This window comes from Geobacter pickeringii (assembly GCF_000817955.1).
GTDB lineage: Bacteria > Desulfobacterota > Desulfuromonadia > Geobacterales > Geobacteraceae > Geobacter > Geobacter pickeringii.
This window is the reverse complement of sequence record NZ_CP009788.1, coordinates 1218134-1242954: the sequence shown is the minus strand read 5'-3', so window position 1 is coordinate 1242954 and position 24821 is coordinate 1218134. Positions and strand designations below refer to the sequence as shown.

The following is a 24821-nucleotide window of genomic DNA, read 5'->3' as shown; positions in this document are numbered from 1 at the left end:
CCGCAACGATCCGCGGAAGCTCCGTAGACCTTCTATTCCGCCGCATCCCGCCGGTGTTCCTGGAGGAATTCGGCCACCTGCGCGGCGGGCATGGGGGTGCTGAACAGGAACCCCTGGACCTCGTCACATTTATTTTCCGAGAGAAAGGAAAGCTGCCCCTCGGTCTCGACCCCTTCGGCGATCACTTTGAGATTGAGGCTGTTCCCCATGGCGATGATGGCCGTGGTGATGGCAGCATCCGCCGAACTGATCTCCACGTCCCTGACGAACGACTTGTCTATCTTGAGGGTGTTCACGGAAAAGCGCTTCAGGTGGGCGAGGGACGAATACCCGGTGCCGAAATCGTCGATGGAGATGTGGATTCCGATATCCCTGAGGGAGTTGAGGACGGAAACGGCGAAATCGGGGTTCTGCATGATGACGCTTTCCGTGATCTCGAGCTCCAGAAGATCGGCGTCCAGCCCTGTATCCTCCAGCACCGCCGTGATCATCTCCAGCAGGTTCTTCTGCTGGAACTGGAATCCGGAGAGGTTGACCGCCACGCGCATCCGCGGCAGCCCCTGAGAGAGCCACGCACGGTTTTGCCGGCACGCGGAGCGCAGCACCCACTCGCCGATCGGGATGATGAGCCCCGTCTCCTCGGCCAGGGGAATAAACTCGGCCGGCGAGACCAGCCCCAGCTTCGGGTGCTTCCACCGAAGAAGCGCCTCCATGGCGGTGATGGACTTGGTGACCACATCGACTTTCGGCTGGTAATAAACGCAGAACTCATCGTTATCCAGCGCCTTGCGGAGGCTCGTTTCCAGCAGGAGCCGCTTGTCGGCGTTCTCATCCATCTGGGGGGTGTAGAACTGGAAGTTGTTCCTCCCCTCCCCCTTCGCATGATACATGGCGATATCGGCCTTTTTGACGAGGGTGTCGAGATTGTCCCCGTCGGCGGGAAAGAGGGTGATGCCGATGCTCGTGGTGATGAAGAGCTCGTACGTATCGACCGTGAACGGCACCGAGAGCGATTGGAGGATCTTCTGGGAAATCCGCTTCACGTCTTCGACGTTGTCGATGTTGACGAGCACGATGGTGAATTCATCCCCCCCGATCCGGGCGACCGTGTCCACCTCCCGAACGCAGCCGGCAATGCGCTGGGCAACCTTCTGGAGGAGCTTGTCACCCACCGGATGGCCGAGGGTATCGTTGATGATCTTGAAGCGGTCAAGGTCGAGAAAGAGAACCGCCACCTGATGGCGGTACCGGTTCGCCAGGGCCTTGGCCTGCTGGAGCCGGTCGAGGAAGAGGATGCGGTTCGGGAGCCCGGTGAGGGTATCGTGGTGGGCAAGGCGGTACAGTTGCTCCTCCGCCTGCTTCCGCTCCGTGATATCGCGGCATATCCCCCAGATGACGGGCTGTTCGCCATTCTCGTTGCCGCACGTGAGGTTCCCCTCCACGATGATCAACCTCCCCCCACTCGCCACGAGAACGGTTTCAAGGGGCCTGAGGTTTTCCCCTGTCATAGCACGGCGCAACTCCGCGGCACACTGTTCCCTGTTGTCAGGGTGCACGACGTCGAAAAAGGAGAGCGTATCGATTTCGGAGAGGTCATAGCCAAGGGCATGTTGCCAGGCGTCGTTAACGTAGAGAAAGCGCCCCTCCGCGGTGATGCTCATGATCAGATCGTTGGCAGAGTCGAGGAAAGAGGCAAGGCGCTCTTCGCTCTCTCTGACCGCCTCCGACTCGCGCCGGACCAGGGCCATGAAATAGGAGCCGATGACCGCAACGGCTGCATTGAGCAGCGCAACCCAGAGCCAGTTCAAGAGGAGATAAAGAGGGTCGTGGTGAAGCTCCGCCGTCACAAACGGCATCGGGACATTGGGGACGAGGGACCAATGCTCCATGACCAGCAGCGCCCCATAGAGCAGCCCCCCGAACGCACCAACCAGCCAGACCTCGCGCTGACGCTCGATCAGAAACGATGCCTCGATTGTGACGATGAGATAGACCGGCCAGAACCAGCTCGCCGCCCCGCCGCTCGAATGGATCAGCACGGTGACGAGCACCAGATCGAGAATCACCTGGAACGGAATCAGGAAACGGACGTCGCGTGAGAGCGTGGCGATGTTGCGGTGCAACGCCAGATTGTGGGTAATGACCACCACGAGGGAGACGGCAAGGGTTACCGACTGGGAGGGTGACAGAAATAGTCCGAAACGGCTCAGTGAAAAGAAGCCGGCGGCGACGGCGCTGTAGACCCCGATGAAACAAAGCAGAAGCCAGCGGGTTCTGACCACCAGTAGGATACGGCCCTTCAGTTCTTCGATCTGCTCGGATTCACGCGCCGTCACCCCCTTCTTGACCCGGAGGATTCGTTGCGTCAGGGCATCAAACAAGCGTACCGTCGCTTTCACATTCGATTTCATGAGAGCAGTCAAAGCAAATCATGTGCCACTTGATCCACCATACACCTCTATTTCCGGATTCGATGACAGAAGTCCCAGTTCAAAGGCGGAGGAGAAGAATCGGCGGACCCCCTCAAGATGGCGCGGCGTCAGATCGTAGGAAATGGTGCGCCAGTAGTCGACCAGCATGGCCTGATCGATCCATCCCCGCTCTACGGCACTTTCGGCAATGAGAGGATACGAGTCATAGGCCAGGAGCTTGGCGCGGATCAGATCGGCACTGAGTGTGGCAACCTCCTGTGGGAAGGCGGCAACAGTGGCGCGCCGCACCAGCCAGAGCGCGAAGACGAACGGCAGCCCCGTGAAGCGATGCCACAGCTCACCGAGGTCATAAACCCGGTAGCCGTCATGCATCAACCTCCCCTTCAGGGCGTTGTCTCCGATCAGCAGCAATCCCGGAAACTGGTCGAGCGCCGCCTTGATTTCCAAGGGAGTCCGTTCGAACCGGTTGGCAAATCCATAGAACTTGGCAAGGATTATCCGCAAGAGCGCCACCGAGGTGTCCGACTCCGTCGTCATGCCGATGACGGCGCCATCAAGGTCCTCGATGGGTACCGTGGAGAAGAGGAAGACGCTCTTCACTGCTCCGACGGCACTGATGGAGAGATCGGGAAGGATCAGGTAACGGTCGGAATGTTTGCCGTATTCGATGGACGAAGAGGGGCAGACATCTATTTCTCCCGTTGCCAGAAGGCGGTTCAGATGGGACGGCACCCCTCGGACGAAACGATAGCCGGAGCAGTCGAACGAGCTCTGAAGTGCTGAAAAGATGGGTGTACAGTTGGCGTATTCTATCTGACCTATGGCAAGTGACATTCGTTCCCCCGGAAAAAAGACAGAGAATCGTCGGCCCCGCGCATCCCACCGGCATCAAAGGCCGACAAAAAACAAAGGCGAGATGATTATCTCGCCTCTGTGTCAGTGACTCCGTTCAGACCGCTTCGTTACTCTTCCTCCTCGGCAACGGCCACGTAGTCGGCATAATCCTCCGCCGACATGAGCGACTTCAGTTCCTCCGGATCGTTGAGTGAGACGATGGCAATCCAGCCGGCATCATAGGGATCGTCGTTGATGGTTTCCGGCGAGGATTCCAGTTCATTGTTGACCTCAAGCACCTCTCCGCTCACCGGGGCATAGAGTTCGGCAGCCGTCTTGCGCGCCTCGACCGATCCGAATGAATCGTCCTGCTCCAATTCGTCTCCCACGGACGGGAGATCGACCGCACTGATAGTGCCCAAAGTTTCCTGGGCATAGTCGGTCAGACCGATTACAGCACGCTCCCCTTCGATCCGGGTCCAGACGTGTTCCTTGCTGTACTTCAGCTCATCAGGGAAGTCCATACGTTACTCCAGCACGATCCTCTCCAGGAAACCGGTATCAATGTTTCCTTCCATAAAATCCTTGTTGGCCATGATCCGTTTGTGGAACGGAATCGTCGTCTTGATTCCCTCGATGATGTACTCGTCAAGGGCCCTGGCCATTCTGCGGATTGCGTCCTCCCGGGTGTCGGCGTGGACGATGAGCTTGGAAACCAGCGAATCGTAATGCGGAACGACCGTGTACTGATCGTAAACGAAGGAGTCGACCCGCACTCCGAGTCCGCCGGGGGTGTGGTATCCGGTGATCTTCCCCGGCGAGGGGGTGAACTTCACCGGATCCTCGGCATTGACCCGGCACTCGATGGAGTGGCCGTGAATCTTGACGTCACCCTGCTTGAAACGGAGCTTGTGCCCCGCTGCCGCGAGAATCTGCTCGCGAACGATATCGATGCCGGTAATCATCTCGGTCACCGGATGCTCGACCTGGACTCGCGTGTTCATCTCCATGAAGTAGAAATCGCGGTTCTTGTCGAGCAGAAACTCCACCGTGCCGACGCTGTCGTAGCCGACCGACTTTGCCGCCTTGACTGCGGCATCCCCCATCGCCTTGCGCAGTTCGGGGGTCATGACCGGGCAGGGGGCCTCCTCGATGATCTTCTGGTGCCGGCGCTGGATGGAGCAGTCGCGCTCGCCGAGATGGATCACGTTGCCGTGCTTGTCGGCCATCACCTGAATCTCGACGTGACGTGGCTGCTCGCAGTACTTCTCGATGTACACCTCGGGGTTGCCGAATCCCGCCTGGGCTTCGGCACGGGCGGTGGCAAAGGCGTTGGGAAGCGTAGCCGGCGAATGAACAATCTTCATGCCGCGCCCGCCTCCGCCGGCAGTCGCTTTGATGATGACGGGGAAACCGATCTTCTTGGCGATCTTGATCGCCTCGTTGACGTCGTTGACCCCTTCCTTGGTGCCGGGGAGAATGGGAACCCCTTCCTTGATCACCGCCTGCCGGGCGCTGATCTTGTCACCCATGATCCGCATGCTGTGGGAGGAAGGGCCAATGAAGGTGATGCCACAGTTCTCACAGATCTCGGCGAATGCGGCATTCTCGGAAAGAAAGCCGTAACCGGGATGGATCGCTTCGGCGTCGGTCAGCTCTGCCGCGGCGATAATGGCATTGATATTGAGATAGCTCTGAAGGCTGGGCGCAGGGCCGATGCAGACGCTTTCGTCCGCAAGCTTCACATGCAGGGAGTCCTTGTCGGCGGTGGAATAGACGGCCACCGTCTTGATTCCGAGCTCCTTGCATGCCCGGATCACGCGCAGGGCAATCTCCCCGCGGTTGGCAATCAATACTTTATGAAACATCGGAATCTCCGTAGGTTGGTTATTACAGCGGCTCGACAATGAAAAGGGGATCGCCAAACTCGACCGGTTGGGCGTTTTCCTTGCAAAGCTGGACGATCTTGCAGCGGAACTCCGCCTCGATCTCGTTCATCAGCTTCATCGCCTCGACGATGCAGAGCACCTGTCCCTTCTCCACTACCTGCCCTACTTCGACGTAGGGAGCCGCATCGGGGGCCGGCGCACGGTAGAACGTTCCGACGATGGGAGAGGTAATCTCCTTGCCCGCCGCCACAGGCGCCGCCGCGGAGGGAGCAGATGCGGCAGCGGCCGGAGCAGGTGCCACGGCAACGGGGGCAACCGGCTGCGGCATGGCAACAATCTGCTGCGGGGCCTGATACTGCACGATCGGCGCTGCTCCACGCTTGATGCGGATTTTCTCTTCCGCCGCCTCGAGCTCGAACTCGGTGATATCCGTTTCAGTAACCATTTTTATAAGCGATTTCAGATCCTTGATATCCATTTCATTCTCTCCTTTTTTCGTCATTGTCCGAACTGCCTTAACCTGTCAGCTACTCTTCGGCAGCACGGGATTACACCGTCATGAGCTCCTTGGGGACCCGGGTCAGGAGCCGAAAACCGTTCGCTGTTACGGCAACCGTATCTTCGATCCTCACCCCGCCCCAACCGGGGATATATATTCCCGGTTCGATGGTAAAAACCATCCCTTCTTCAACGAGCCCCTCGCCGCGAGGCGAGACGACCGGCTTCTCGTGAACATCAAGTCCGACACCGTGGCCAAGCCCATGCCCAAAGTAGGCACCGTATCCTTTTTCTCCGATGTAATCGCGGGCAAGTCGGTCGAGTTCCCGAAACGCCACCCCCGGCCGTACCGCCTCAAGGGCACGATCATGAGCATCTTTGACAATGCCGTAGATTTCCCGCTGTCGCGCATCGGACTCCCCGACGACCACGGTCACCGTTTCGTCGGAATGGTATCCGCCGTATATGGCTCCGAAATCGATGGTAACGAGCTCTCCCCGCGCGATGACCTTGTCGCTGGCCCTTCCGTGGGGGAGTGCACCCCGTTCTCCCGAGGCAACGATGAAATCGAACGACTTATCGTCAGCCCTTCCACGGCGCATGGCAAACTCGAGCTCCAGCGCAAATTCACGCTCCACCGTTCCCGGTCTGAGTGCGGGCAGGGACGCCAGGAGCGCCTCGGAGGCAATGCGTGCCGCCTCTCCGAGAATCTCCAGCTCATCGGTTTCCTTGACCAACCGTAACAGGGAGAGCTCTTCACCGACCGGCACGAGTTCAACTCCCGGCAACTTTTCCGTAAGGGCACGCAACGTTGCAACGGTCGTGTCTTCAGCCTCGAAACCGATTCTTTGGAGCCCCTGGTCGGTGATCAGCGCGGCGAGGCCGTCCAGTTTGGTCCGGTACTCGACCGTCTGAATCCCAACTACCTCAAGAGAGGCCTGGGTCGTGTATCGCGAGTCGGTGAGAAACCATGCGGCGTCCCTGCCAAGAAGGAAGGCACCATCACTGCCAGTAAAGCCCGAGAGGTAGCGCACATTGCTCATGTTAAAAAACACGATGGCATCAACCCCGTGTTTTTCCGCGAATCCTCTGGCCTTAGCGAACCTGTTTCTTACCATGAATCACGCCTTTGTGACAATCTCTTTTTCAATGAGGCTAAAAAGGGCGCGCAACCCCAGAAGGTAACTTTCCGTGCCGAATCCGGCTATCTGTCCGACCGCCACCGGAGCAATCAGACTCGTCTGACGGAACGCCTCCCGACGGTGGATGTTCGACAGATGGACCTCAACCGCAGGGAGGGCCGTTGCAGCTATGGCATCGCGGATCGCAACGCTCGTGTGGGTATATGCGGCCGGATTGATAAGGATGCCGTCACAATGGCCGACCGCACCCTGAATCTCATCGATCAGCCCCCCTTCGGAATTCGACTGGAAAAATGCCACCTCGCACCCCAGCTCCAGCGCCAGCTGAGAAAGGGCTCCATTGATGTCGTCGAGGGTTGCCGTACCGTAAATGCCGGGCTCCCGGCGGCCAAGCATATTCAGGTTAGGGCCATGCACAACCAATATTTTCATGGAGAATCCTCAGGCGGCTGAAGTCCGTGTACGCAGGCCTCGTGGAAGCGAAAGAAAATCAGGAAAGTGTGACGCGGAATTCCGGCGCCGCGCGTCGCAGGAGATACCGTCCCTTGCCGTAATTGCCATCGTGATGGAGCGTCAGCAGGAGAAACAGATCGTCGTTGATGGCCCGGACAATGATCCGGGTCTGCCCTGTATTGACTGACACCTCTTCCATTTCGCCGGTATCGAGCACCTCCACCGTCCGCTTCACTTCCTTGATGACGGTCGCATACTCCACAGCCATGAGGTTCAGGTCCATTCCGGTGTCATCCCGGTGGTACTGCTCGATGGCGATGCCGTCATAGCCCATTATGACCGCCCCGAGCCCCCCTTCGACACTTTCGACGATTCCCTTCAGCGCTTCCCTGAACGGCATTCGCGAATCCTCCCGATTTTAGTGAGCCACCCCTCAAGCACGGTTATTGCGTCTTTTCCCGCGGTCTCCTGTGGCAGTTCTGCCGGAGACTCCAGCGACGCCGCCTCGCCATCCGGCGAAAAAGGGAACGCTACCGTTTCTGCAAGGGCATTTTCCCGCGCCCGCGCCTCATCTTCGTCAATCCGGAGCTTGAGCTCCACAAGCCGGCCTCTCAACTCTTCGTTGTCAGGATTTGCATCGGACAGGTCACGATAGATCTTCAGCGCCTTTTTCAAAAAACCTTGGGAGACGTACAATTCGGCGATCGTCGCTGTAGCCAGGGGGTTTCCCCCTTCGGTTACCCCCCCGGCATCCTCCCCCGTCGGCGCTGCCTCCTCCGACACGCCACCTGCCACGGGCAGATCCCCGTCGAAGAACTCGTCCGTCAACTCCTCGACGATCTCCGCCTCTTCGAGGAGGAATTCGTCCTCGAATTCAGCCCCGCTGCCGGCTGCGTCCCCCTCTCCGTCGGCATCGCGGGAGAAAAGTTCGGCATCGGGCTGGTACTCCTGGAGGGTAGAACGGGTCAACGCTTCCAGGGCAACCGTGCTCTCCAGATCGCCGGGATTCAGGACGAGGATTGTCTCAAGACTCGCGCGGGCGCTCTCCGTCTCACCGGCATCGATATAGAGCTGGCTCAGGAGCTTCTGCGCCATCAGGTTGTCAGGGGTCACGCGAACCACCCGTTCGAGCGCCCGGCGACTTTCAACCTTTTCGCCTTTTTCGAAGCATGCCCTTCCCAGAGCCATATAACCGCCCACGTACTCGGGATGGAGCTCGATCCCCTTGCGAGCGGTGTTCATGGCATCATCAAGGTGACCGACTTTGCGATAGAGCTCCGCAAGGGGAGCAAAGCAGTACGAGTTCGCGTCCTTGGCGAGAACATCCTCGTACCGCTTGATATCAGTCCAGAACGATTCTGTTTCATTCTCCACGGTCACCTCCCGATGCTGCATATTTCCAGTACCTCGGAAAGGTCAGGGAGTCTCACGATCGCATAGGCGCCGACCCCCCTGTTGAGCACGAAATCGAGTCCTCCGTCGCGTGACTTCTTGTCCCGCAAGAGGGCCTCACGGTACGCCGCCGCAGGGAACTCAGGAAGTTCCGTCGGCAGCCCCAGAGTCCGAATAAGCGCGACGATGCGCCCCGCATCCTCCTCACTGCACAGGCCACGCCTTTCAGCCACCGTTGCCGCCTGAACCATCCCGATGGCAACCGCCTCACCGTGAAGAAAACGGGCATAGCCGGTCAGGGTCTCTACAGCGTGGCCAAGGGTGTGGCCGTAGTTGAGAACGGCGCGAAGACCCGCCTCACGCTCATCTTCCTCCACCACGGAGGCCTTGAGCGCCACCGATCTGCCGATGACCCTGACGAGAACCTCCCGTTCACGACCCAGGAGGCGGGCGGCGTTCTCCTCCAGAAAGGCAAAGAACTCCTGATCAAGGACCGCGCCATACTTCACAACCTCCGCCATTCCCCCGAGATACTCCCTCTCGGGAAGGGTGGCGAGGGTGTCAACGTCGATAACTACACCCCGGGGCTGGTAGAAGGCACCGATCAGATTCTTGCCCCGGGGATGATTGATCCCCGTCTTCCCGCCGACACTGCTGTCGACCTGGGCCAGAAGTGTGGTCGGAACCTGGACGAACGGGACCCCGCGCAGGTAGGTGGCAGCCGCGAACCCCGCCAGATCGCCAACCACCCCCCCTCCCAGCGCCACGATGAACGCGTCGCGGGTCAGGCCTGCACGGATCAGCTCGTCATAGACACCATTCAGGATCTCGCTATTTTTGTAACCTTCTCCGTCGGGAATATCGATACGGTGCGGTGCGAAGCCGGCAGTGGTCAACGACGCGGCGACACGGTCGTAGTAAAGCGGGCCCACCGTCGTATTGGTAACGACGGCGGCATTGCGGCCGAGCCCCAGGTCACGACAGACGGCTCCCACGCCGTCCAGGATTTCACTCCCGACATGGATGTCGTAGCTCCTCTCCCCAAGGTTGACCCGTTGTGTCTCCACCCTCACCCCTTCGCTTCCAGAAAACTGATGACTTCAGCCACCACATCTTCCACGCTTTTCCCGGTAGTGTCAATCCTCAAGTCCGCATCGGCATACATCGCTTCACGCTCTGCCAGCAACGCCGCGAGTCGCTCTGCCGACCGTCCTTCCCTGAGCAGCGGACGGTCCGTGTCAGACTCCAATCGGGCTGTAATCGTGGTGATGTCTGCCGTGAGGTTAATCACGACGCCCGCCGCGTGAAGGAGTTCGCGGTTGAGCGGCGAGATCACGGCACCGCCGCCTGTCGAGACGACAAGACCGTTCAGGGCGACAATACCCCGGATTGTCTCGGTCTCGGCCTGTCGGAAATACGACTCCCCGTGGCGGGCAAAGATATTGTTGATCGAGGCTCCCTCCCGCGAGACAATGAGCGCATCGAGATCGGCATAACGACAGCCGAGCCGCTCCGCCAGCATTTGGCCAACCGTGCTTTTACCGCACCCCATGAAGCCGGTGAGAACGACATTCCTCATTCTAGAACGCCTGGAGATACTCACGGTAAGATTCGTAATTGCGACGCACTTCTGCCATGGAATCACCGCCGAATTTTTCGAGAAACGCGTTGGCAATCTCCACAGCCACAACCGACTCGGCCACCACGGCCGCAGCCGGTACGGCACAGCAATCCGAACGCTCGACGGTTGCCTCGAACGGCTCCTTGGTCACCATGTCAACGGACTGAAGCGGTTTATAGAGGGTCGGGATCGGTTTCATGGCCGCACGGATAACGATTTCCTCGCCGTTGGATATCCCCCCCTCGACGCCGCCGGCGTTATTGGTTTTGCGGAAGAAACCCGTTGATTCGCCTCGGGCGACCCGGGTCGAATCGTAGTAGATTTCGTCGTGGACCTGTGAGCCCGGTCGCCGGGCCGCATCGAAACCAAGACCGATTTCAACTCCCTTGATAGCCTGGATGCTCATGACCGCCAGAGCGAGACGGGCATCAAGCTTTCGATCCCACTGGACATGGCTGCCAAGGCCGACCGGCACCCCTGAAGCAATGATCTCCACACTGCCGCCGACCGTATCCCCCGCGTCCCTGGCACCATCGATGAAACGTTTCATCAGTTCCTCGGCCGCCGGGTCGAAGGTAAAAAGCTCCGACTTCGCCGCCATATCTTTCATCCGCTCCAGCGAAAGCCCATTACGTTCAGCCTTGATCCCCCCCAACTCCACCACAAAACCGGACACCTCAATACCAAACGCGGCGAGAAACGCCCGGGCGACCGACCCCACCGCCACGCGTACCGCAGTTTCGCGGGCACTGGAGCGCTCCAGGATATTGCGGACATCACGCTGGTCGTATTTCATCGCCCCCGGGAGGTCTGCGTGCCCAGGACGGGAACGGGTCACGCGGATCTTTTCGTCCCGGTGCCGCTCATGGGGGGACATCTTCTCCTCCCAGTTGACCCAGTCCCGATTCCGCACGGCAAGGGTTACCGGAGATCCGATCGTCTCTCCCCAGCGAACGCCCGAGAGGATCTGCACTTCGTCCCGTTCGATCTTCATTCTACCGCCGCGGCCGTATCCTTCCTGCCGCCGGGCAAGATCCCTGCTGACAAGCTCCTCGGAAAGCTTCAGCCCAGCGGGCATTCCTTCAACAATTGCCGTCAATTGCGGGCCATGGGATTCGCCCGCGGTAAGATATCTCAGCATATTCCCCTCATACGTAAAGAAATGCCAGGGCAGAACCCTGGCATCTCAAAGTTGGTGATTACCTCCGACTCAGACAGGTCAGGAGATGACTTTAGGTGTAATAAAAATAAGAAGTTCCGTCTTGTTCTTTGTTTTTGTGCTTGATTTGAAGAGATGCCCGAGGAGCGGAATATCCTTAAGGAAGGGTACCCCCTGATCGGAGTCCGTATCGCTATCGACATAGATCCCGCCGATGACGGTGGTCTCGCCGTTTTTGACCAGTAGCTCCGTCGTCGCCTCCTTCTTGTTGATCGGAGGAGGGGACCCCGTGCCGGCGGAATTGTTTGATGCCTTGATCTTCATGGCAACACTTCCGTCAGCAGAAATGTGGGGTGTTACTTCCAGCGTCAGTGCCGCCTCGACAAATTCGGTCTTGGTCCCTTCGGCCGAGGTGGTCTGGTACGGAATCGACTGACCTTGGGAGATCTTGGCTGCCTTGTTGTTAAGGGTCACAACCTTCGGGGTTGAAATAATTTTCACCTGTCCTGTTGTGGCAGCCGCCGAAAGTTTCAGATCGAGGGTCCCTCCGGAGATGATTTTCCCGAAAGTTATGCCCGTTGCCAAACCCGGGCCAAAAGTTCCCGTGGAAGCGGCAGTGCCGGACAAAATTCCGCCAAAACCCGAGTCGGCGTTCGAGATTCCCAAGACGTTGGTCGATCCGGCAGACTTGTCGGTGTGGAGCCCCCACTGTACTCCAATGTCCCGGGTAAAGTCTGACGATGCCTCCACAATGCGCGCCTCGATCATCACCTGCCTCTCGGGCAAATCGAGATTCTTGAGAAGGAACTTCATGTCCTCGACACTGGGTGCAATATCCTTCACAATGACCCGATTAGTGCGAACATCCTGGGTAATGGTGCCACGATCGCTCTTCAGGGCGTTGAACTGCGTAACGACGTCGGCAACGTTGGCAAAATTGATATCGAAGACCTCGGTCTTCAACTCCATCGCCTTTTCCTTGGCCTTCTTCATCGCCTGCTCTTCGTCTGCCAAGGTCTGAATCTTGGACTTCGGCCTGATCTGTACGATATTGCCGTCGCGCTGCATCCCCAGACCTTTGTTTTCGAGAATGACGTCAAGCGCCTGGTCCCAGGGGACGTTGACGAGCTTGATGCTGATGGTGCCGGTCACATCGTCGCCTACGAGGAAGTTGAGATTGCTCACCTCGGCGATGAGTTGAAATATCTTCCGGATATCGGCATCCGAGAACTCGAGGGTGATGCGGCGGCCGGTATAGACCTTCTTGGCACTTTCACCCTTGGGTGTGATCGTTATGACCGATCCGTCACCCGCAGCGTCCTTCTGCGTAGTTTCCGCCGTCCTCGACTTGTCCGACCCCGCCAGCTCCTTGGCAACCATCGGAGATTCGAGATCAGCGGGGTTCTTGAGGGCGAGAGTGATCTGCTTTCCGCTGCGCGAAAGCTCAAACGGGGCACTTTGGCGCATTTTGAGCTGAATCTTTACATCGCTACGCCCCTTCGTTTTGACCTGGTACGGCGTAACCCTCACGACAGTGCTGGCAAACGCGCTGGTGTCAAGGAAACGCTGCCATTTTGTCGGGAGTGTACAATTCTTGAGCGTAACCGCCAGACCGTCAGCGGTCTTGGCCGGTTTTTCGGCGTCGCAGCCGCCGGAGACCGAAACAAGGAGACGGGAGACGCCATCATCCACCTTGAAGTCAATCGATTCGACGGCAGAGGATTCCCTCATTGCGGCATGCTTGATTTCGGGCTGTTTCGCCACACTTGGGGCAGCTTCTTCCTGAGCAGGCTTCGACGGCGCAACGGCCTCCTCCGCAACTGATGGCGGCGCCTGCCCAGTCCTTGCCCCGGCGGGAACAATTTTCAAACCGCTGCCACTCTTTTCCACGGTCAATTGTTGCAACGGTCCACGTGCCGAATCAAACACGACCCGCACCTTGTCCGGGTAGGCGCCAATCCGTGCCGTTCCGACACCGAGACGGTTCAAGGGGAGAATCTTGGACGCTATCCCGGACTTCGCCCCCAGGACATCGACAACCAGCCGGTCGGGCTTCGCGAGGCGGAACGACTTGTAGTCAATTACTCCGCCGGCGACATGTATCTCAAGTGAGCTGTCGTCAGCACTGATTGCCGTGATTGTGCTCCCCTCGGATGGCGACATGGCAGGCTTCGATCCGCCGTCTGTCGGCGGAGTTGCGGCCGCCGCCGGGGCGACGTCCGCTGCGACTGTGACGGCTGCAGCCTTCGCTTCCGCGGCTGCCGGCGCCGCATTCTGCCCGGCCGGTTTTGCCTCGGCGACGGGAGGCATCGGAGCCACCTCAGGTGCCGTCACCGCCAGTACCAGAACGCTCTTGTCTCGGGGATCAGGTGTGGCAGTGACTTCAGCACCCTTTGCCAGTTGAAGCTCCAGACGGGTCATCACCGAGCCGCCGTCCCCATGACGGATCGCTTCAATCTTCCTGACCGCTCCCTTGTTCACCTCCATGGGAAAGGGAAGCGTGCCCGGTTCCACCTGGGCAAGGTCGACAATCGCACGTGGTGGGTTGTCGGTCATGTAGAAGGTATAGGCAATCGGTCTGTCGGCAGTGACGACCACCTGGGTGCTTTTCCCCTCGCCTGAGATCCGCACGTCTTGCAAGGCCGAGGTTCGCGTCTGCTCGACCAATGTTCCCCCTTTTGAGGAACTATTGGCTCCGGCGCAGCCGCACAGGGCCACGATCACAGCGATCGACGCGATGCTCCGGGATATGTTCATATCGATTCTCATAGGGGAATCTCCTTACTGTTTCTTGGAAAGAGATAGTTTGACCGTCCGTTTCGTCATCCTGCCGTTGTCAGCCCTGAATCGTTCCGACACTTCGATGAAGGCAGGTGCAATCCTGGTGATGACTCCGTTGCTGCTGCCAATGCTCATGCCTTCCTTGACTACATAACCCTTCCCGGCCGGGTCGACAACCAGCGCCTTGTTCTCCCTCAAACCGACGATGATCCCCGAAACCTTGAACTGCTCTGCAGGATAGCTCTGGATCGGGAGGAGACCGCCGATCGGTGCAGATTTTGACGAAGGAGCCTTCTCGCTTTTTGCCTCGACAAACGGTTTGAAGGGATCCTTACGGTTAGCAAAATCCGGCTGAGACGGAGTTGCCGCAACCGGTTTCACGGATGAAACCTGCTTCTGAACCGGCTGTTTCGCGAGCGGCGCCGGTGCATGCGGAGCAGGAGACGGCGGAGGCGGGATCTCCTCCTTCTTGCACCCCCCTGAAACCGTGAGCAGTGCAGACAGTGGCGCCACGATCCATAATGAGTTATTTTTTCTTCTCATCCTTGGTCTCTTTCTTGTCGAGGAAACGGAATGTAGTAGCCAGACAGTTCACTTTGACCGTGGTCCGTCCCCCTGATGTCTTGATATCCGCAAAGGAGACATCCGTGATATTCACGATGCGCGGAAGATTCCCCACCGCCGTGAAGAAATTGGCAACTCCCAGAAAAGAACCTGAAACCGAAATATCGACAGGCACATCGGCATAGAAATCCCGCGGGACTTCAGCCCGCGGTTTGAACAGGAGAAAATCCAGGCCGGCATTCTTGCCAACACTGGTGATACTGGTCAGCAGGGTCGGGATTTCCTTCTGATTCGGCAGTTCGGTAAGGGCGCTTTCAAGATCCTTCTGCAACTGCTGGTATTCCTTTTTGAGCTTCGGGAGGTTGCTGGCAATTTTCTGTTTTTCCTGAACCTCCGCTTGCACACTGTCAAGCTTCGCACGAAGCTCCTGAAGCTCTTTTTGTCGTGGCAGATAAAGCCCCCAGTAAAGCGCCACTGCCTCGACAGCGACAATCACGACCAGCAGGGCAATCTTCTGCTTCTTGGGAAGCTTCAGTAGTTTGTCAATTCTCGGATCCATATGAAGTCCTCAGCCAGGCTATTTTTTCTGTGGCGCCGGTTCTTCTATCTTGTATGACTTGAGGGTGCAGGTGAGCTCGAAACGTTTGGCCTTCACGCCACTGAGCTCAGTCTGCTCCGAGACGACAAGTTCCACGTTACCGAATTCTTCAGAAGTCTGGAGATTCCTCATGAACGTTGCTATCAGGCCCTCATCAACGGCAATCCCCCCAATGGAGACGTTCGGACCGCTTTCGGCATACTTGGTGAGCCAGAGCTTGTCCGGGGTGGAATCGCTGATGACCGCCAGTCTCTTCACCGGCCCGGTCTTCCCCTTGCGAAGCTGGCCAAGGACATCGAGTTTCTTGGTAACGGCATCTTTCAGTTTCTTGATGTTCTCCAACTCGCCGATCTTCACCTTCAATTGCTCCAGATTTTTTTCGGCTTGGGAGATCTCGTCTTTCGTCGCCTTGATTCGCGCCTGGGCGTAGCCAAACAGGCCGAGTCCGGCGACCAGGACAAGCACGACAGAAACAAGAAGGATAAGCATCTGCTGCTTAACTGTTTCCTTCTTCTTGGACAGTCTTACGGGGAGAAGGTTGATCTTTACCATTTGTCTCCAACCCTCCTTGTGGCCAGGCCAACGGCGACGGCAACGAACGGCCCGATCTCCCGAAGATATTCAGGATCGAATTCCTTCTCATTACTGACAATCTTCCGAAGCGGATTCATCATTTCTACCGGCAAGCCGAGCTTGTTCTGGACGGCGGCGGCAAGAGATGGAATTTTGGCCGCGCCACCACTCAGATATACTGTGCCTATCTTCCCTTCTCCCGCGGTGGTGTTGTAGAAATCGAGAGACCGTCGCATCTCAATGGCAAGGGTTTCGTTGACCTTGGCTATGACGTCCTGCAACCGTCCCTTGTCAGGATAATTGCCAGTGATCTTCACCAGTTCGGCTTCATCGCTGCTGAGACCGAGCTGTTTCTGGATCTCCTCGGTAAAGAGGTTTCCCCCCATCTGCACATCACGGGTAAACAACGAAACCCCGCCCTTCACGATGTTAAGGTTCAAGACGCTGGCACCTATGTTAATGAGGGCCACCACCTCTTCCGAATTGACCTCATAATTCAGTTCAAAGGCATTCTGAACGGCAAATGAGTCAACATCAACCACCATCAGCTTGAGTCCGGCCTCGGTAAACACATTCACATAGTCGTTGATGATATCTTTCTTGCTCGCCACAAGAAGCACGTCCATCCGGGAAGGATCGTCCTCATCGGCTTCAAGTATCTGGAAGTCAATATTGACGTCGTTGATGTCGAAGGGAATATACTGTTCAGCCTCCCACTGGATCTGATCCTCCAGTTCATCGGCAGACATGGCGGGAAGTTTTATTTTCCGGATAATGACCGTATTTCCGGAGATGGAGCACGCCACGTCCTTCACCTTGATAGTGAGACTTTTGACAAGGCTTTTGACCGATTCGACAATGGAGGAGCTGTCCATCAGGGTATTGTCAACGATCGCTTCGGGCGGAAGCGGCAAAATACCCACATTAAGAAGCTGATAGACTCCTTTTTGTTCCCTCAACTGTACGAGCTTGACGGAGCTCGAGCCAATGTCGACGCCGATGAGATCCTTCTTTTTCTTAAAAAACATACCGTTCCCCGTTAGCGCAGTTAGTCTTGAAAAACCATGTCTTTCTCCGCCAAGGCAAACCCGAGAGCAAGAATAATCTTTCGCTTGGTTTCCATCCGGCACTCTTCTCCGCGCTCGATTCTATCGATCGTGGCTGGAGAGACACCGGCAAGACGAGCCAACTCTGCCTTGCTCATGAGCCGTTGTTCCCTGATCAACTTCACATTATTCTTGAATTTCATGACACAATCCCGAAAAAACAGGTAGTTTACGGCGAAATGTACTAAAATTAAATGGAATGTCAAGAAATTAGTATCAGTTGATACATATTGATCACAATTAAATGCAATTTGGTTACTTTCTCTCCTTATCGTCCACCCTCCCCAAAAACTTGAAAATAATCTGTCCATGGGAGAATCGACCTCGCAACAGCCCGGATTACCGAACAAATCAACCGGCCATGATACCGGTACGAACGACAACAGCCGGGGCCTCATATCTTCATGCGATATTTCGGCAACCCGGCTGTCTCGGGGAGACCCGTGGGCTTTCCGCCCCACCCTCGCAGGTGGTTTAGTATTATCGATATCAATTTTGTATTGTCGGGAAACGGCTCATCCACAGATGGACCTCACCGAAATTGTGTGCAAAAACTACTCCATTACCCACCACATCCCAGAAAAGTCTATTTACGGATAATGCGAAGGTTATTAATTCCTGCCTCCACCCCCTAAATACTGGCCCATCTCAAGGTTGGCCTCGTACTCCTCCCTATCCCACCCACAAGACCGATGGCTCTCTCCTTACCGATCAGGGCTCCAAACCCGTCCCGATTCCCGGGAGAACGTCAACAGACCGTCTCGTTGACAAAATCCGTCAACACTTCCAAGCGATTTCGCACGGGACATTCCAGTCAGCGACCCGATGATATCCAAGGAAGGAGCGCTATTGCTTCTGCATTCTCACCAAACCCGACTTCAGGACTGTAATGGCATACCTTTCAGAACCCGAACTACTTGACACACAGAGCATGGCATTCGAAACAGTGGTCGTCATATCCGGGGTGTTCAGGGTCAACGAGCCATTGGGATTGGCCTGTACATAAAGGTTATTCATCGAGATACAATCTCCCCCTCTGATCAGGGTACTCTGATCAATCACAAAATCGTAACCCGTAACCGTTGAAAAATTAGAGAACGGTGTATTGTATCTCCGGTTCCCCCGCTTCATAACGTATTCGTTACTCGATGGCGTGACTTGAACAGAATATTGTGTGTTTGTGGAAATTGCTCTCTCTCTGGCTTCACGTATCGTCGAAACAATGCTTCTTGCTGCCTGTTTTGCCTTCAAATTACGTTGCCAATAAATTATTGATGGAGCCGCAATACTGGCAACTATCGCTATTATTGCAGTCACCACTATGACTTCTGTCAAGGTGAAACCATTGATATTTTTTTTAACACCCAAATTTATCCCGTTCATAAAGCTCAACCCCTTCAAGGCACCGTCGCGTTAATAGTGAATTTTTGCCTTGCCCTCAAACCGGTGGCAGTGACAGCCTCGACCTCCACGACCTGGGTGAGCGCACCTTTTTCCGTGACCGGCCAGAGCACTTCACCCGTAGATTCGTTGATGGTCATTCCCGGGGGGGCTGCAACGAGAGAATATTTCAGCGCTCCGCCATCAGGGTCTACCGCTCTTGCACTGTAGACATAGGTATGTCCCCTGAAATCCGGCGGCGGTGTCGAGACGAACACCGGCAGTCCATCAGGAATGGTCACTTGCTGGGTAATGTACGGCTTTCCCTCATCCCGCCCGTCTGTAGGAACAACCGTCAATCCTACCTTGTCGCCGGCCTTAAAACGGTCTCCACGCAGAGTTTCCGAGTTGTCGGAAACCTCGCGTCCGTTAATCCTCCATCGGTAAGAGAAACGAATCTCGTCGCCATCGACATCGAAGGCAGCGGGCTTTGCCGTGATATCCGTTCCCCGGCAAATATACGGGGGACTGAAGACCACCGACTCGACACGGGGAGGGCTGTTGCCAATTACGACCAACGCGGTGCGAGCCGCTCCGTTTATGGTCGACCGGACCGCAACGGTGTCCCCGCGGACGAAAAATTTCCGTGATAACGAGGGACCCTCTTCCCCCGCGACGGGCAAGCCGTTCTTCTCCCACCGGAAGGTAACGTTCCCTCCTCCGGTGATGATTGTTCGCAGGTCATCCGCCGAGGTGGGATTCTCCGGCACGATTCTGACGCTTGAGCCATGCTCGAACAATCTCCATGTCCCGGCCATCGAACGGGTCGGGCCCCGCTCTCCTCCATTGCATGCCGCGAGAAGAGTCGAACCGCAGAGTGCAAGGGTCGCAAGAAGTTTATACAGCCTGAAGTTCATGAATCACCAAATTCGCGGAGCGGCCGGCCGCCACTCCGACCTATTTTCTCCGCCAATAGAGAGGGACGACACTCCCCCCCTTCTTGGGAGTTTCATTGGCGATAACCCCGCCGACTCCGATCAGGGCCCGCTGTTCGCCGCTGGAGGTGATCAGGATCACGATCCCCGAAGGGATCCCTGTCCCCAGGGTCTTGACCCGGTCGCTGCGCATCAGCACCTGTCCGCTTCCACCATTGGCCCGTGCATTGGTTGTCGTGCCGTCGTTCGATGTGTCGTAATTCAGAACGGCCTCACCCGTTTGGTAATTGAGGGCGTATATCCGCGCCGTCCCCAGGTTGCCGGGATTGCAGGGATCCGAAACAACACCGACGTTCGGGGCATAGGTGGTAAAGTAGGCAGCCTTGTTGAACACGACCGGAGGTGCCAGAACTTTTTCACCCGGGTTCTGGTTCAACTTGATATACCAACCGTAATTCGTGCTCGCACTGAGACTCGAAAGGATGCCGCTGATCGAGGCACTGGTCGCTGTCGCGCTCTGCAGGAGGTCAGTGGTCACGTCGACGAGATCGCTCTCGGTCTTCGCCGACGTCTGCCCCTGATCCTTGATGGAGTAAATCCGGTCGACAACGCCTCGGTTCAGGGGGTGCTCGCGGTCTCCCGTGCCGAAGAAGAGCATCGTATACCCCGTCTCGATGACCGCCGACGGCTTATAGAAGATCTTCCGGCCGTTGTCGGACAATCCGTCCGACCCGGGGTTTGAACTGAAGATCTTTCGGCCGGTCCAGTTCGCCGTATTGGAGTCCCCCACGTCGAAGCGCCAGATGTTTCCCCCCGTGTCGCCGGCGTAGAGACGGTCCGTAAACCCATCATTATCCATATCCAGAGAGGTGATCTCTCCTGGGAACGAATAGATCATGGCCACATTCTCGGCATTGGTCATCTGCCAGATCTTCGTGCCGCTGTTGGTGAAATCCGGCACCCCGGAGTTGAGCGTGGCGACTTCGATCGCAAAGATCCCCCGCCCCTTGGGATTGAGCGCACTGGCGCTCCCGGTGCTGGTAACCACCCCGCTCCCGATGTCGGTCGCGGTCACCGTCCCTGTTCCGCTGAAGGTCTGGGTGGCCCCGTAGCGGCTGTCCTCATTGCCGTTGTCGTAGCCAGCACCAACAAACGCCACAATTTTCGAGGCCGTCCCGATTTTCATCCTGACCAGTTTCGGTTCACCCCACGTCTCCCCCAGTTCGGAGAAGCCGGTCGTCGCATTGCTGATACGCCACATCCATTTGGGCGACGCCGGATCGCTCACATCGAGGGCGTAATAATTTCCTGTCGTCGCCGCGCTGTCGTTCCCCCCCCCGCGACGCTGCCCGATCATCAGCACGACCTTGTCACCCGTGTCGATCGTGCCGTTGCCGTTGGCGTCATACAGGTATATCGCCGGAGTGGAATCGACGTAATAGTTATGGGCGGGACCCGGCATATCCTTCAGATGCCCCAGCACGTCGGGAGGGACGAAGGCCCACGCCTCGCTCCCGTCGCAATCCTTGAAAGCATGGAGCATTCCGTCATTGGACCCCACATAAATCATGGTCTTGTTGACGCTGCAGTTGCTCTCGTTCCCCGCCGAGAACACATATGACGCGTAATTGACAACGACCGGCCGGGAATGGAGGATGTCCCCCATGATCCACGAGCGATTCTCCGTCGTGTTTCCGTTGCCGTTTTCGTCGTAGGCATCCTGCCCGTAGACGTAATTGATGGCATTGCTGCGGTCGGCGACGGTACCGACGTTGAGCATGGCAGCGGTGAGGGCGGCATTGCCGGTGGTAAACGCGTTACTGGCATCGATCAGACTGGCATTGCTCCCCAGGTAGGTATAGATATTCCGGGTGGCGATCCTGGTGAGGAGCGCCCCTCCCGCCCCTCCCGCTTCGACTGATCCTCCGTCCGCCGTGGCGGTCCAGAAAGAGGTGGCGGTGGAGAGGAACGCGCCGGTGGAATCGGTGGCGGCATTGCCGTTCTTGTCCGTCAGGATGTTGTTGGTAATTCCGTACTTTTTGAGGTTTCCGTGCCAGTTCTGCTGGGTGATCGGCTTGAAAAAGCCCATGTAGACCCTCGTTCCGCTGTAGGTGCGGTTTTCGGGGCTAACCGGCACAACCGGTGCCACGAAGGAGGTGTCGGTCTGGGTCACAATGTTGCTCATCAGCTCCAGGAGGGCCGCCGTCAGTTCGTTAGCGGTCCGGACGTTAAAATAACTGCCATGGCCGAGGGCCGCAGCAGCCTGGAGCCGCGGCACCGTCGACGTGAGAAGCTGGATGACGTCGGTCTTGACAGCCTGGACCCCGGGCAGGGTACTGCTGTGGTCGTCATTGTAGATATAGATCGCCGCATCATCCACCAGTCCGGCAGTGCCGTCGTTGTTCAGGTCGGAGATCAGCAGCTTGGTTTGCGAGTTGCTGTCGGAGTTACCAGTGGTAAGGACGATGACGTAGCTCTGTTGGCAGGCATACTGGATGGGTGACGGGTAGGGGGCCTTGTCGCTGGAGATCTTCGCCGTGGAACTGTTCTGCCCCTTGTAATAGAGCCCCGCATCCCAGAGGGTCTCGTTCACCGGTTGCAGGTTGCCGTTGAGGAGCGTGATCCCGTTCAGCGCCGTGGTAAAGGCGGAAAAATTCGCGGCGCCAGTGGTGTCACCCGTGGCGACCCCACTGACGGGGGCAAGAATCTGCCCCCCGTGGTTATTGTTGCCAAAGACCATGAGGCCGATATTGACACTCTCACGCACCGCCCCCGCCACCTGGCCCACGGTGTTCTTCACCATGGTTATGATGTCGCCGGTGGGGGGTATCAGGGACCAGGTTACGGTGCCATCGATCACCGTATTGCCGGCGGTGGACCAGTTCGGCTCGGTCGCCCCCGAGGTGCCGGCGACGGTGCACTTGTACGTATTGCCGTTCGCGTTGACCGGTGCAATGACATTATCCAGCAGGTAGGCGGTGCTTGCCGACCAGGCGGCGGGGGTCTGGTTCATGTAGTTGAGGAGGTTCCCCGTGTAGTAGTTGCCGGCCTGGGCCGCGTTGCACGTACCGTCCTTTTTCAGAGTGCCATAGTAGGCGCCGGTGGACTGGAGATTGCTGCTTGCCGCGGCGCAGGTGACGGAAGAGAGCGGACTGATGTACGAATTGTAGTTGATGGTGCCGCCGGTGGCCGCAGTCCGCACGTAGACGGTGTTGGCGACATAGGTGCCGGAATAGGTATATTCCGGATGGTAGGGGACGGTCTGTCCCGTCTGGATCATCCCCGCGCTGTTGTCTATGATGAATAGAACGTTCGGACGGATTTTAACCGTGTCCCCGCTGTAAATGGCGTTGTCGCCAAGGTAGAGGTCCTGGGCGGCACGCCCCGTCCCCGCGAATGCGAAAAACCATACCGTCATGCCGACAAGAATCAGTCGTTTCATTGATTTCGCCTCCCCCAAAGACCCGCTCCGGTTACTTCGGCACGATTCTGGCCACCGTCGACTCAAGTCCGACCTGCGTACTATTTGTCCCCTGGCCGATTACTTCCACTACGTAGAAGTTCGCCTTGAAGCCGCTGCCGGCCCCGAGCCCCGAATCCGACTCCGTGCCGAAACCGGCCGGAACCGGGCCGGTGGAGGCATAATCCACCTTCACCTTCACCGTTTTGCCGTTGATCGGCATCTCATTATAATTCCTATCCGAACTTGGATTCCCCGTACTGTTGCCCTGGGCATCCAGTATGGTGCCGCTTCCCGCAGCCGGCCAGTGGTCACTGCTCCCCGGAATCAGCGCAGAATAGATGATGCTGCTGGTCTGGGCAAACTCCATGGCGGCATCGGTGGCATAGAAAGTATCTTCGACTGTGCGATAGGTGCCGGTTATGCGCAGCTCGGAGGTCGACGTCGAGAGGATGCTTGCCCCCAGAATGCTCAGAAGTAGCAGGATCACGAGCACGATGATGAGAACAATCCCTTCCTCGTTGCCGACCACCGTCACGCCCCGCGACGTGCCGCTGCCCCCCCCATGTATGTCAGGAATCGCGTCGCTCATCGCCCGTTCTATCTCCTGTTCCTGAATTTGACAACCGACTCCATCTGCCGTGTCTTGGCTCCGGAAAGCTGGGCCGTATCCGAGGTCTGGCCCGTTATCGTCACCCGCACGGCCCGGACGGCACTCACGTCAGAGGGGACCGTATCCTCGGGTGGAGATGCATTGGTGAGATAATGGAAGCGAAGCGACGCGATATTCGTCGCAATGATCTCCTTCACCTTGTTGGCTGAACGAACGAGGCACCGCTGGGTGGCAGGACAGCTAAATCCGTCGATGGTGGCCCCCCCATTGACCAGGTAATATTCAATCATGTTCGGATTGCGTCCATCAGAAGTGGTTTTGGCAATGATGTCGCCCAAGACGAAATTGTTGGTGGCAATGCCCGACAGGGTCACCGTAGAGGCGCCCCGGTTCACTGCCGTCACGGCAAAGACCCCATCCAGAGGCTGTGCCAGGGAAGAGGGTCTGAAGATCCTGACACTGTCATTGACGCTGAATCCATCCACGGCATTTGCCGATTCAAGAGCAACCGTGTAGGTGGTACCACTGACCAGCGCTGGCGCAGAGGTGATGCGTGCATACACCCCTTCGGCCGAGGCCGTGTTGATGGAAATTGCCGTGGAGTAGTTTCCATAGGTGATGGCCGTACTGCCGCCGTAGGAAATGGCCGACGTGTAGTTTCCGTAGGAACTTGTCAATGCCGTTGTCTGGGTCCCCGAGGAAGGGACCATCATCCCCCCCATCTGCAGATCCCGCGTGATGCTGTCCATCGCGATCCTGAGATTCTGCTGCACCTCGACCACTTCCTCCGACGAGTACGCAACCTTCTGGTGAGTCAGATAGACGGAATACACCGATCCCATGACAATGCCGAGAACGACAACAACCACCAGCAACTCGACCAGGGTCATCCCCCGGGTATCCTGCACCCGATCCCGTCTCATATCACCCTCTTGTAGCAGGTCATTTTCACGTCTCTCCCCCCCCCGACGACTTCGACATCGACCCGGACCATGCCGCTGGAAGGGGTCGAGGTTGTTATGGTGTAGGTGGCGGTGAAGGTACCGGCTCCGGGAACGGTCAGCGATGTCGCCGCGGAGTTCGGGTCGAGATCATAGACCCCCGTCGCCGAACTGCTGAACAGGGGGCTTCCCGAATCAGTCGACATGATGTCCTCCAGGGCTTCCTGGGCAAGGGTCGTCGCCACGGAAAGGCTATTCGCCATCGTGTTGGCCTTGAGCGCAACGACCTGCATATTGGCAACCGCAAACAGACCAATCGACAGGATGGTCAACGACACGAGCAGTTCAACGAGGGTAAACCCCCGTTGGTTGTCATGCTGAGATATGTTACTATCCACGGTGGGGCCTCCAAGACATGGACACCAGACTCCCGGAAAGGAATGCGTACAA

24 protein-coding genes and 1 riboswitch are annotated in these 24821 nt (G+C 57.4%); all 24 genes read right to left on the bottom strand.

Annotated features, from left to right (window positions below; translation table 11 throughout):
- Window positions 1-32 precede the first annotated feature (32 nt).
- The 24 genes from GPICK_RS05600 to GPICK_RS16595 all read right to left on the bottom strand — a co-directional run bounded on the left by GPICK_RS05600 (window position 33) and on the right by GPICK_RS16595 (window position 24769).
- Window positions 33-2411, bottom strand: coding sequence for a putative bifunctional diguanylate cyclase/phosphodiesterase (locus tag GPICK_RS05600; RefSeq protein ID WP_052263308.1), 2379 nt, complete (start codon window positions 2409-2411; stop codon window positions 33-35).
- Window positions 2412-2429: 18 nt separating this feature from the next.
- Window positions 2430-3266 (bottom strand): menaquinone biosynthetic enzyme MqnA/MqnD family protein, encoded by an 837-nt coding sequence (locus GPICK_RS05595; protein ID WP_039741205.1) that lies wholly within the window; start codon window positions 3264-3266, stop codon window positions 2430-2432.
- Window positions 3267-3394: 128 nt separating this feature from the next.
- Complete coding sequence (gene gcvH, locus GPICK_RS05590; protein ID WP_039741203.1) at window positions 3395-3790, bottom strand: glycine cleavage system protein GcvH; 396 nt, start codon at window positions 3788-3790, stop codon at window positions 3395-3397.
- Between the two features lie 3 nt (window positions 3791-3793).
- Window positions 3794-5134: an acetyl-CoA carboxylase biotin carboxylase subunit gene (gene accC, locus GPICK_RS05585; RefSeq protein WP_039741201.1), complete on the bottom strand. Its 1341-nt coding sequence runs from the start codon at window positions 5132-5134 to the stop codon at window positions 3794-3796.
- 22 nt (window positions 5135-5156) lie between these two features.
- Window positions 5157-5633 (bottom strand): acetyl-CoA carboxylase biotin carboxyl carrier protein, encoded by a 477-nt coding sequence (accB, locus tag GPICK_RS05580; protein ID WP_039741200.1) that lies wholly within the window; start codon window positions 5631-5633, stop codon window positions 5157-5159.
- A 70-nt stretch (window positions 5634-5703) separates the two neighbouring features.
- Entirely contained in the window at window positions 5704-6771 is a 1068-nt protein-coding gene (locus GPICK_RS05575) for a M24 family metallopeptidase (protein ID WP_039741198.1), read from the bottom strand.
- Between the two features lie 3 nt (window positions 6772-6774).
- The gene (gene aroQ, locus GPICK_RS05570) at window positions 6775-7227 is read right to left on the bottom strand and encodes a type II 3-dehydroquinate dehydratase (RefSeq protein WP_039741197.1); all 453 of its coding nucleotides are present in this window, start codon (window positions 7225-7227) and stop codon (window positions 6775-6777) included.
- A gap of 58 nt (window positions 7228-7285) precedes the next feature.
- A complete protein-coding gene (locus tag GPICK_RS05565; RefSeq protein WP_039741196.1) occupies window positions 7286-7648 on the bottom strand; it encodes a roadblock/LC7 domain-containing protein in 363 nt (120 codons plus the stop codon).
- Entirely contained in the window at window positions 7627-8622 is a 996-nt protein-coding gene (locus tag GPICK_RS05560; protein WP_236685656.1) for a tetratricopeptide repeat protein, read from the bottom strand. Before GPICK_RS05560 ends, GPICK_RS05565 begins: the two co-directional genes overlap by 22 nt.
- 2 nt (window positions 8623-8624) lie before the next feature.
- Window positions 8625-9713, bottom strand: coding sequence for a 3-dehydroquinate synthase (gene aroB, locus GPICK_RS05555; RefSeq protein WP_039741195.1), 1089 nt, complete (start codon window positions 9711-9713; stop codon window positions 8625-8627).
- Window positions 9710-10219 (bottom strand): shikimate kinase, encoded by a 510-nt coding sequence (locus GPICK_RS05550; protein WP_039741194.1) that lies wholly within the window; start codon window positions 10217-10219, stop codon window positions 9710-9712. The genes aroB and GPICK_RS05550 overlap by 4 nt, the downstream gene beginning before the upstream one ends.
- Before the next feature lies 1 nt (window position 10220).
- Entirely contained in the window at window positions 10221-11402 is a 1182-nt protein-coding gene (aroC, locus tag GPICK_RS05545; RefSeq protein WP_039741193.1) for a chorismate synthase, read from the bottom strand.
- A gap of 78 nt (window positions 11403-11480) precedes the next feature.
- A complete protein-coding gene (gene pilQ / locus GPICK_RS05540) occupies window positions 11481-14189 on the bottom strand; it encodes a type IV pilus secretin PilQ (protein ID WP_039741191.1) in 2709 nt (902 codons plus the stop codon).
- Window positions 14190-14201: 12 nt separating this feature from the next.
- Entirely contained in the window at window positions 14202-14582 is a 381-nt protein-coding gene (locus GPICK_RS05535) for a pilus assembly protein PilP (protein WP_236685655.1), read from the bottom strand.
- Window positions 14583-14727: 145 nt separating this feature from the next.
- A complete protein-coding gene (locus GPICK_RS05530; protein ID WP_039741186.1) occupies window positions 14728-15324 on the bottom strand; it encodes a type IV pilus inner membrane component PilO in 597 nt (198 codons plus the stop codon).
- 18 nt (window positions 15325-15342) lie between these two features.
- Window positions 15343-15915: a PilN domain-containing protein gene (locus GPICK_RS05525; RefSeq protein ID WP_039741184.1), complete on the bottom strand. Its 573-nt coding sequence runs from the start codon at window positions 15913-15915 to the stop codon at window positions 15343-15345.
- The gene (gene pilM, locus GPICK_RS05520) at window positions 15909-16964 is read right to left on the bottom strand and encodes a type IV pilus biogenesis protein PilM (protein ID WP_039741183.1); all 1056 of its coding nucleotides are present in this window, start codon (window positions 16962-16964) and stop codon (window positions 15909-15911) included. Before pilM ends, GPICK_RS05525 begins: the two co-directional genes overlap by 7 nt.
- Window positions 16965-16984: 20 nt before the next feature.
- Window positions 16985-17185: a helix-turn-helix transcriptional regulator gene (locus tag GPICK_RS05515; protein WP_039741182.1), complete on the bottom strand. Its 201-nt coding sequence runs from the start codon at window positions 17183-17185 to the stop codon at window positions 16985-16987.
- 270 nt (window positions 17186-17455) lie between these two features.
- Window positions 17456-17531, bottom strand: a riboswitch (cyclic di-GMP riboswitch).
- A 357-nt stretch (window positions 17532-17888) separates the two neighbouring features.
- Entirely contained in the window at window positions 17889-18425 is a 537-nt protein-coding gene (locus GPICK_RS16860; protein WP_084201349.1) for a pilus assembly FimT family protein, read from the bottom strand.
- A gap of 14 nt (window positions 18426-18439) precedes the next feature.
- Entirely contained in the window at window positions 18440-19339 is a 900-nt protein-coding gene (locus GPICK_RS05510) for a putative Ig domain-containing protein (RefSeq protein ID WP_144400047.1), read from the bottom strand.
- 40 nt (window positions 19340-19379) lie between these two features.
- Window positions 19380-22799, bottom strand: coding sequence for a pilus assembly protein (locus tag GPICK_RS05505; RefSeq protein WP_039741179.1), 3420 nt, complete (start codon window positions 22797-22799; stop codon window positions 19380-19382).
- Between the two features lie 31 nt (window positions 22800-22830).
- The gene (locus tag GPICK_RS05500; protein WP_039741177.1) at window positions 22831-23409 is read right to left on the bottom strand and encodes a PilX N-terminal domain-containing pilus assembly protein; all 579 of its coding nucleotides are present in this window, start codon (window positions 23407-23409) and stop codon (window positions 22831-22833) included.
- Window positions 23410-23417: 8 nt separating this feature from the next.
- Window positions 23418-24353, bottom strand: coding sequence for a PilW family protein (locus GPICK_RS05495; protein ID WP_039741175.1), 936 nt, complete (start codon window positions 24351-24353; stop codon window positions 23418-23420).
- Window positions 24350-24769, bottom strand: a complete 420-nt coding sequence (locus GPICK_RS16595) for a type IV pilus modification PilV family protein (RefSeq protein WP_052263307.1) — start codon at window positions 24767-24769, stop codon at window positions 24350-24352. Before GPICK_RS16595 ends, GPICK_RS05495 begins: the two co-directional genes overlap by 4 nt.
- Window positions 24770-24821: the final 52 nt, after the last annotated feature.

Coding starts and splice junctions, on each gene's coding strand:
- GPICK_RS05600 (WP_052263308.1), bottom strand. CDS start 2,411: ATGAAATCGAATGTGAAAGCGACGGTACGCTTGTTTGATGCCCTGACG.
- GPICK_RS05595 (WP_039741205.1), bottom strand. CDS start 3,266: ATGTCACTTGCCATAGGTCAGATAGAATACGCCAACTGTACACCCATC.
- gcvH (WP_039741203.1), bottom strand. CDS start 3,790: ATGGACTTCCCTGATGAGCTGAAGTACAGCAAGGAACACGTCTGGACC.
- accC (WP_039741201.1), bottom strand. CDS start 5,134: ATGTTTCATAAAGTATTGATTGCCAACCGCGGGGAGATTGCCCTGCGC.
- accB (WP_039741200.1), bottom strand. CDS start 5,633: ATGGATATCAAGGATCTGAAATCGCTTATAAAAATGGTTACTGAAACG.
- GPICK_RS05575 (WP_039741198.1), bottom strand. CDS start 6,771: ATGGTAAGAAACAGGTTCGCTAAGGCCAGAGGATTCGCGGAAAAACAC.
- aroQ (WP_039741197.1), bottom strand. CDS start 7,227: ATGAAAATATTGGTTGTGCATGGCCCTAACCTGAATATGCTTGGCCGC.
- GPICK_RS05565 (WP_039741196.1), bottom strand. CDS start 7,648: ATGCCGTTCAGGGAAGCGCTGAAGGGAATCGTCGAAAGTGTCGAAGGG.
- GPICK_RS05550 (WP_039741194.1), bottom strand. CDS start 10,219: ATGAGGAATGTCGTTCTCACCGGCTTCATGGGGTGCGGTAAAAGCACG.
- aroC (WP_039741193.1), bottom strand. CDS start 11,402: ATGCTGAGATATCTTACCGCGGGCGAATCCCATGGCCCGCAATTGACG.
- pilQ (WP_039741191.1), bottom strand. CDS start 14,189: ATGAGAATCGATATGAACATATCCCGGAGCATCGCGTCGATCGCTGTG.
- GPICK_RS05530 (WP_039741186.1), bottom strand. CDS start 15,324: ATGGATCCGAGAATTGACAAACTACTGAAGCTTCCCAAGAAGCAGAAG.
- GPICK_RS05525 (WP_039741184.1), bottom strand. CDS start 15,915: ATGGTAAAGATCAACCTTCTCCCCGTAAGACTGTCCAAGAAGAAGGAA.
- pilM (WP_039741183.1), bottom strand. CDS start 16,964: ATGTTTTTTAAGAAAAAGAAGGATCTCATCGGCGTCGACATTGGCTCG.
- GPICK_RS05515 (WP_039741182.1), bottom strand. CDS start 17,185: ATGAAATTCAAGAATAATGTGAAGTTGATCAGGGAACAACGGCTCATG.
- GPICK_RS16860 (WP_084201349.1), bottom strand. CDS start 18,425: ATGAACGGGATAAATTTGGGTGTTAAAAAAAATATCAATGGTTTCACC.
- GPICK_RS05510 (WP_144400047.1), bottom strand. CDS start 19,339: ATGAACTTCAGGCTGTATAAACTTCTTGCGACCCTTGCACTCTGCGGT.
- GPICK_RS05505 (WP_039741179.1), bottom strand. CDS start 22,799: ATGAAACGACTGATTCTTGTCGGCATGACGGTATGGTTTTTCGCATTC.
- GPICK_RS05500 (WP_039741177.1), bottom strand. CDS start 23,409: ATGAGCGACGCGATTCCTGACATACATGGGGGGGGCAGCGGCACGTCG.
- GPICK_RS05495 (WP_039741175.1), bottom strand. CDS start 24,353: ATGAGACGGGATCGGGTGCAGGATACCCGGGGGATGACCCTGGTCGAG.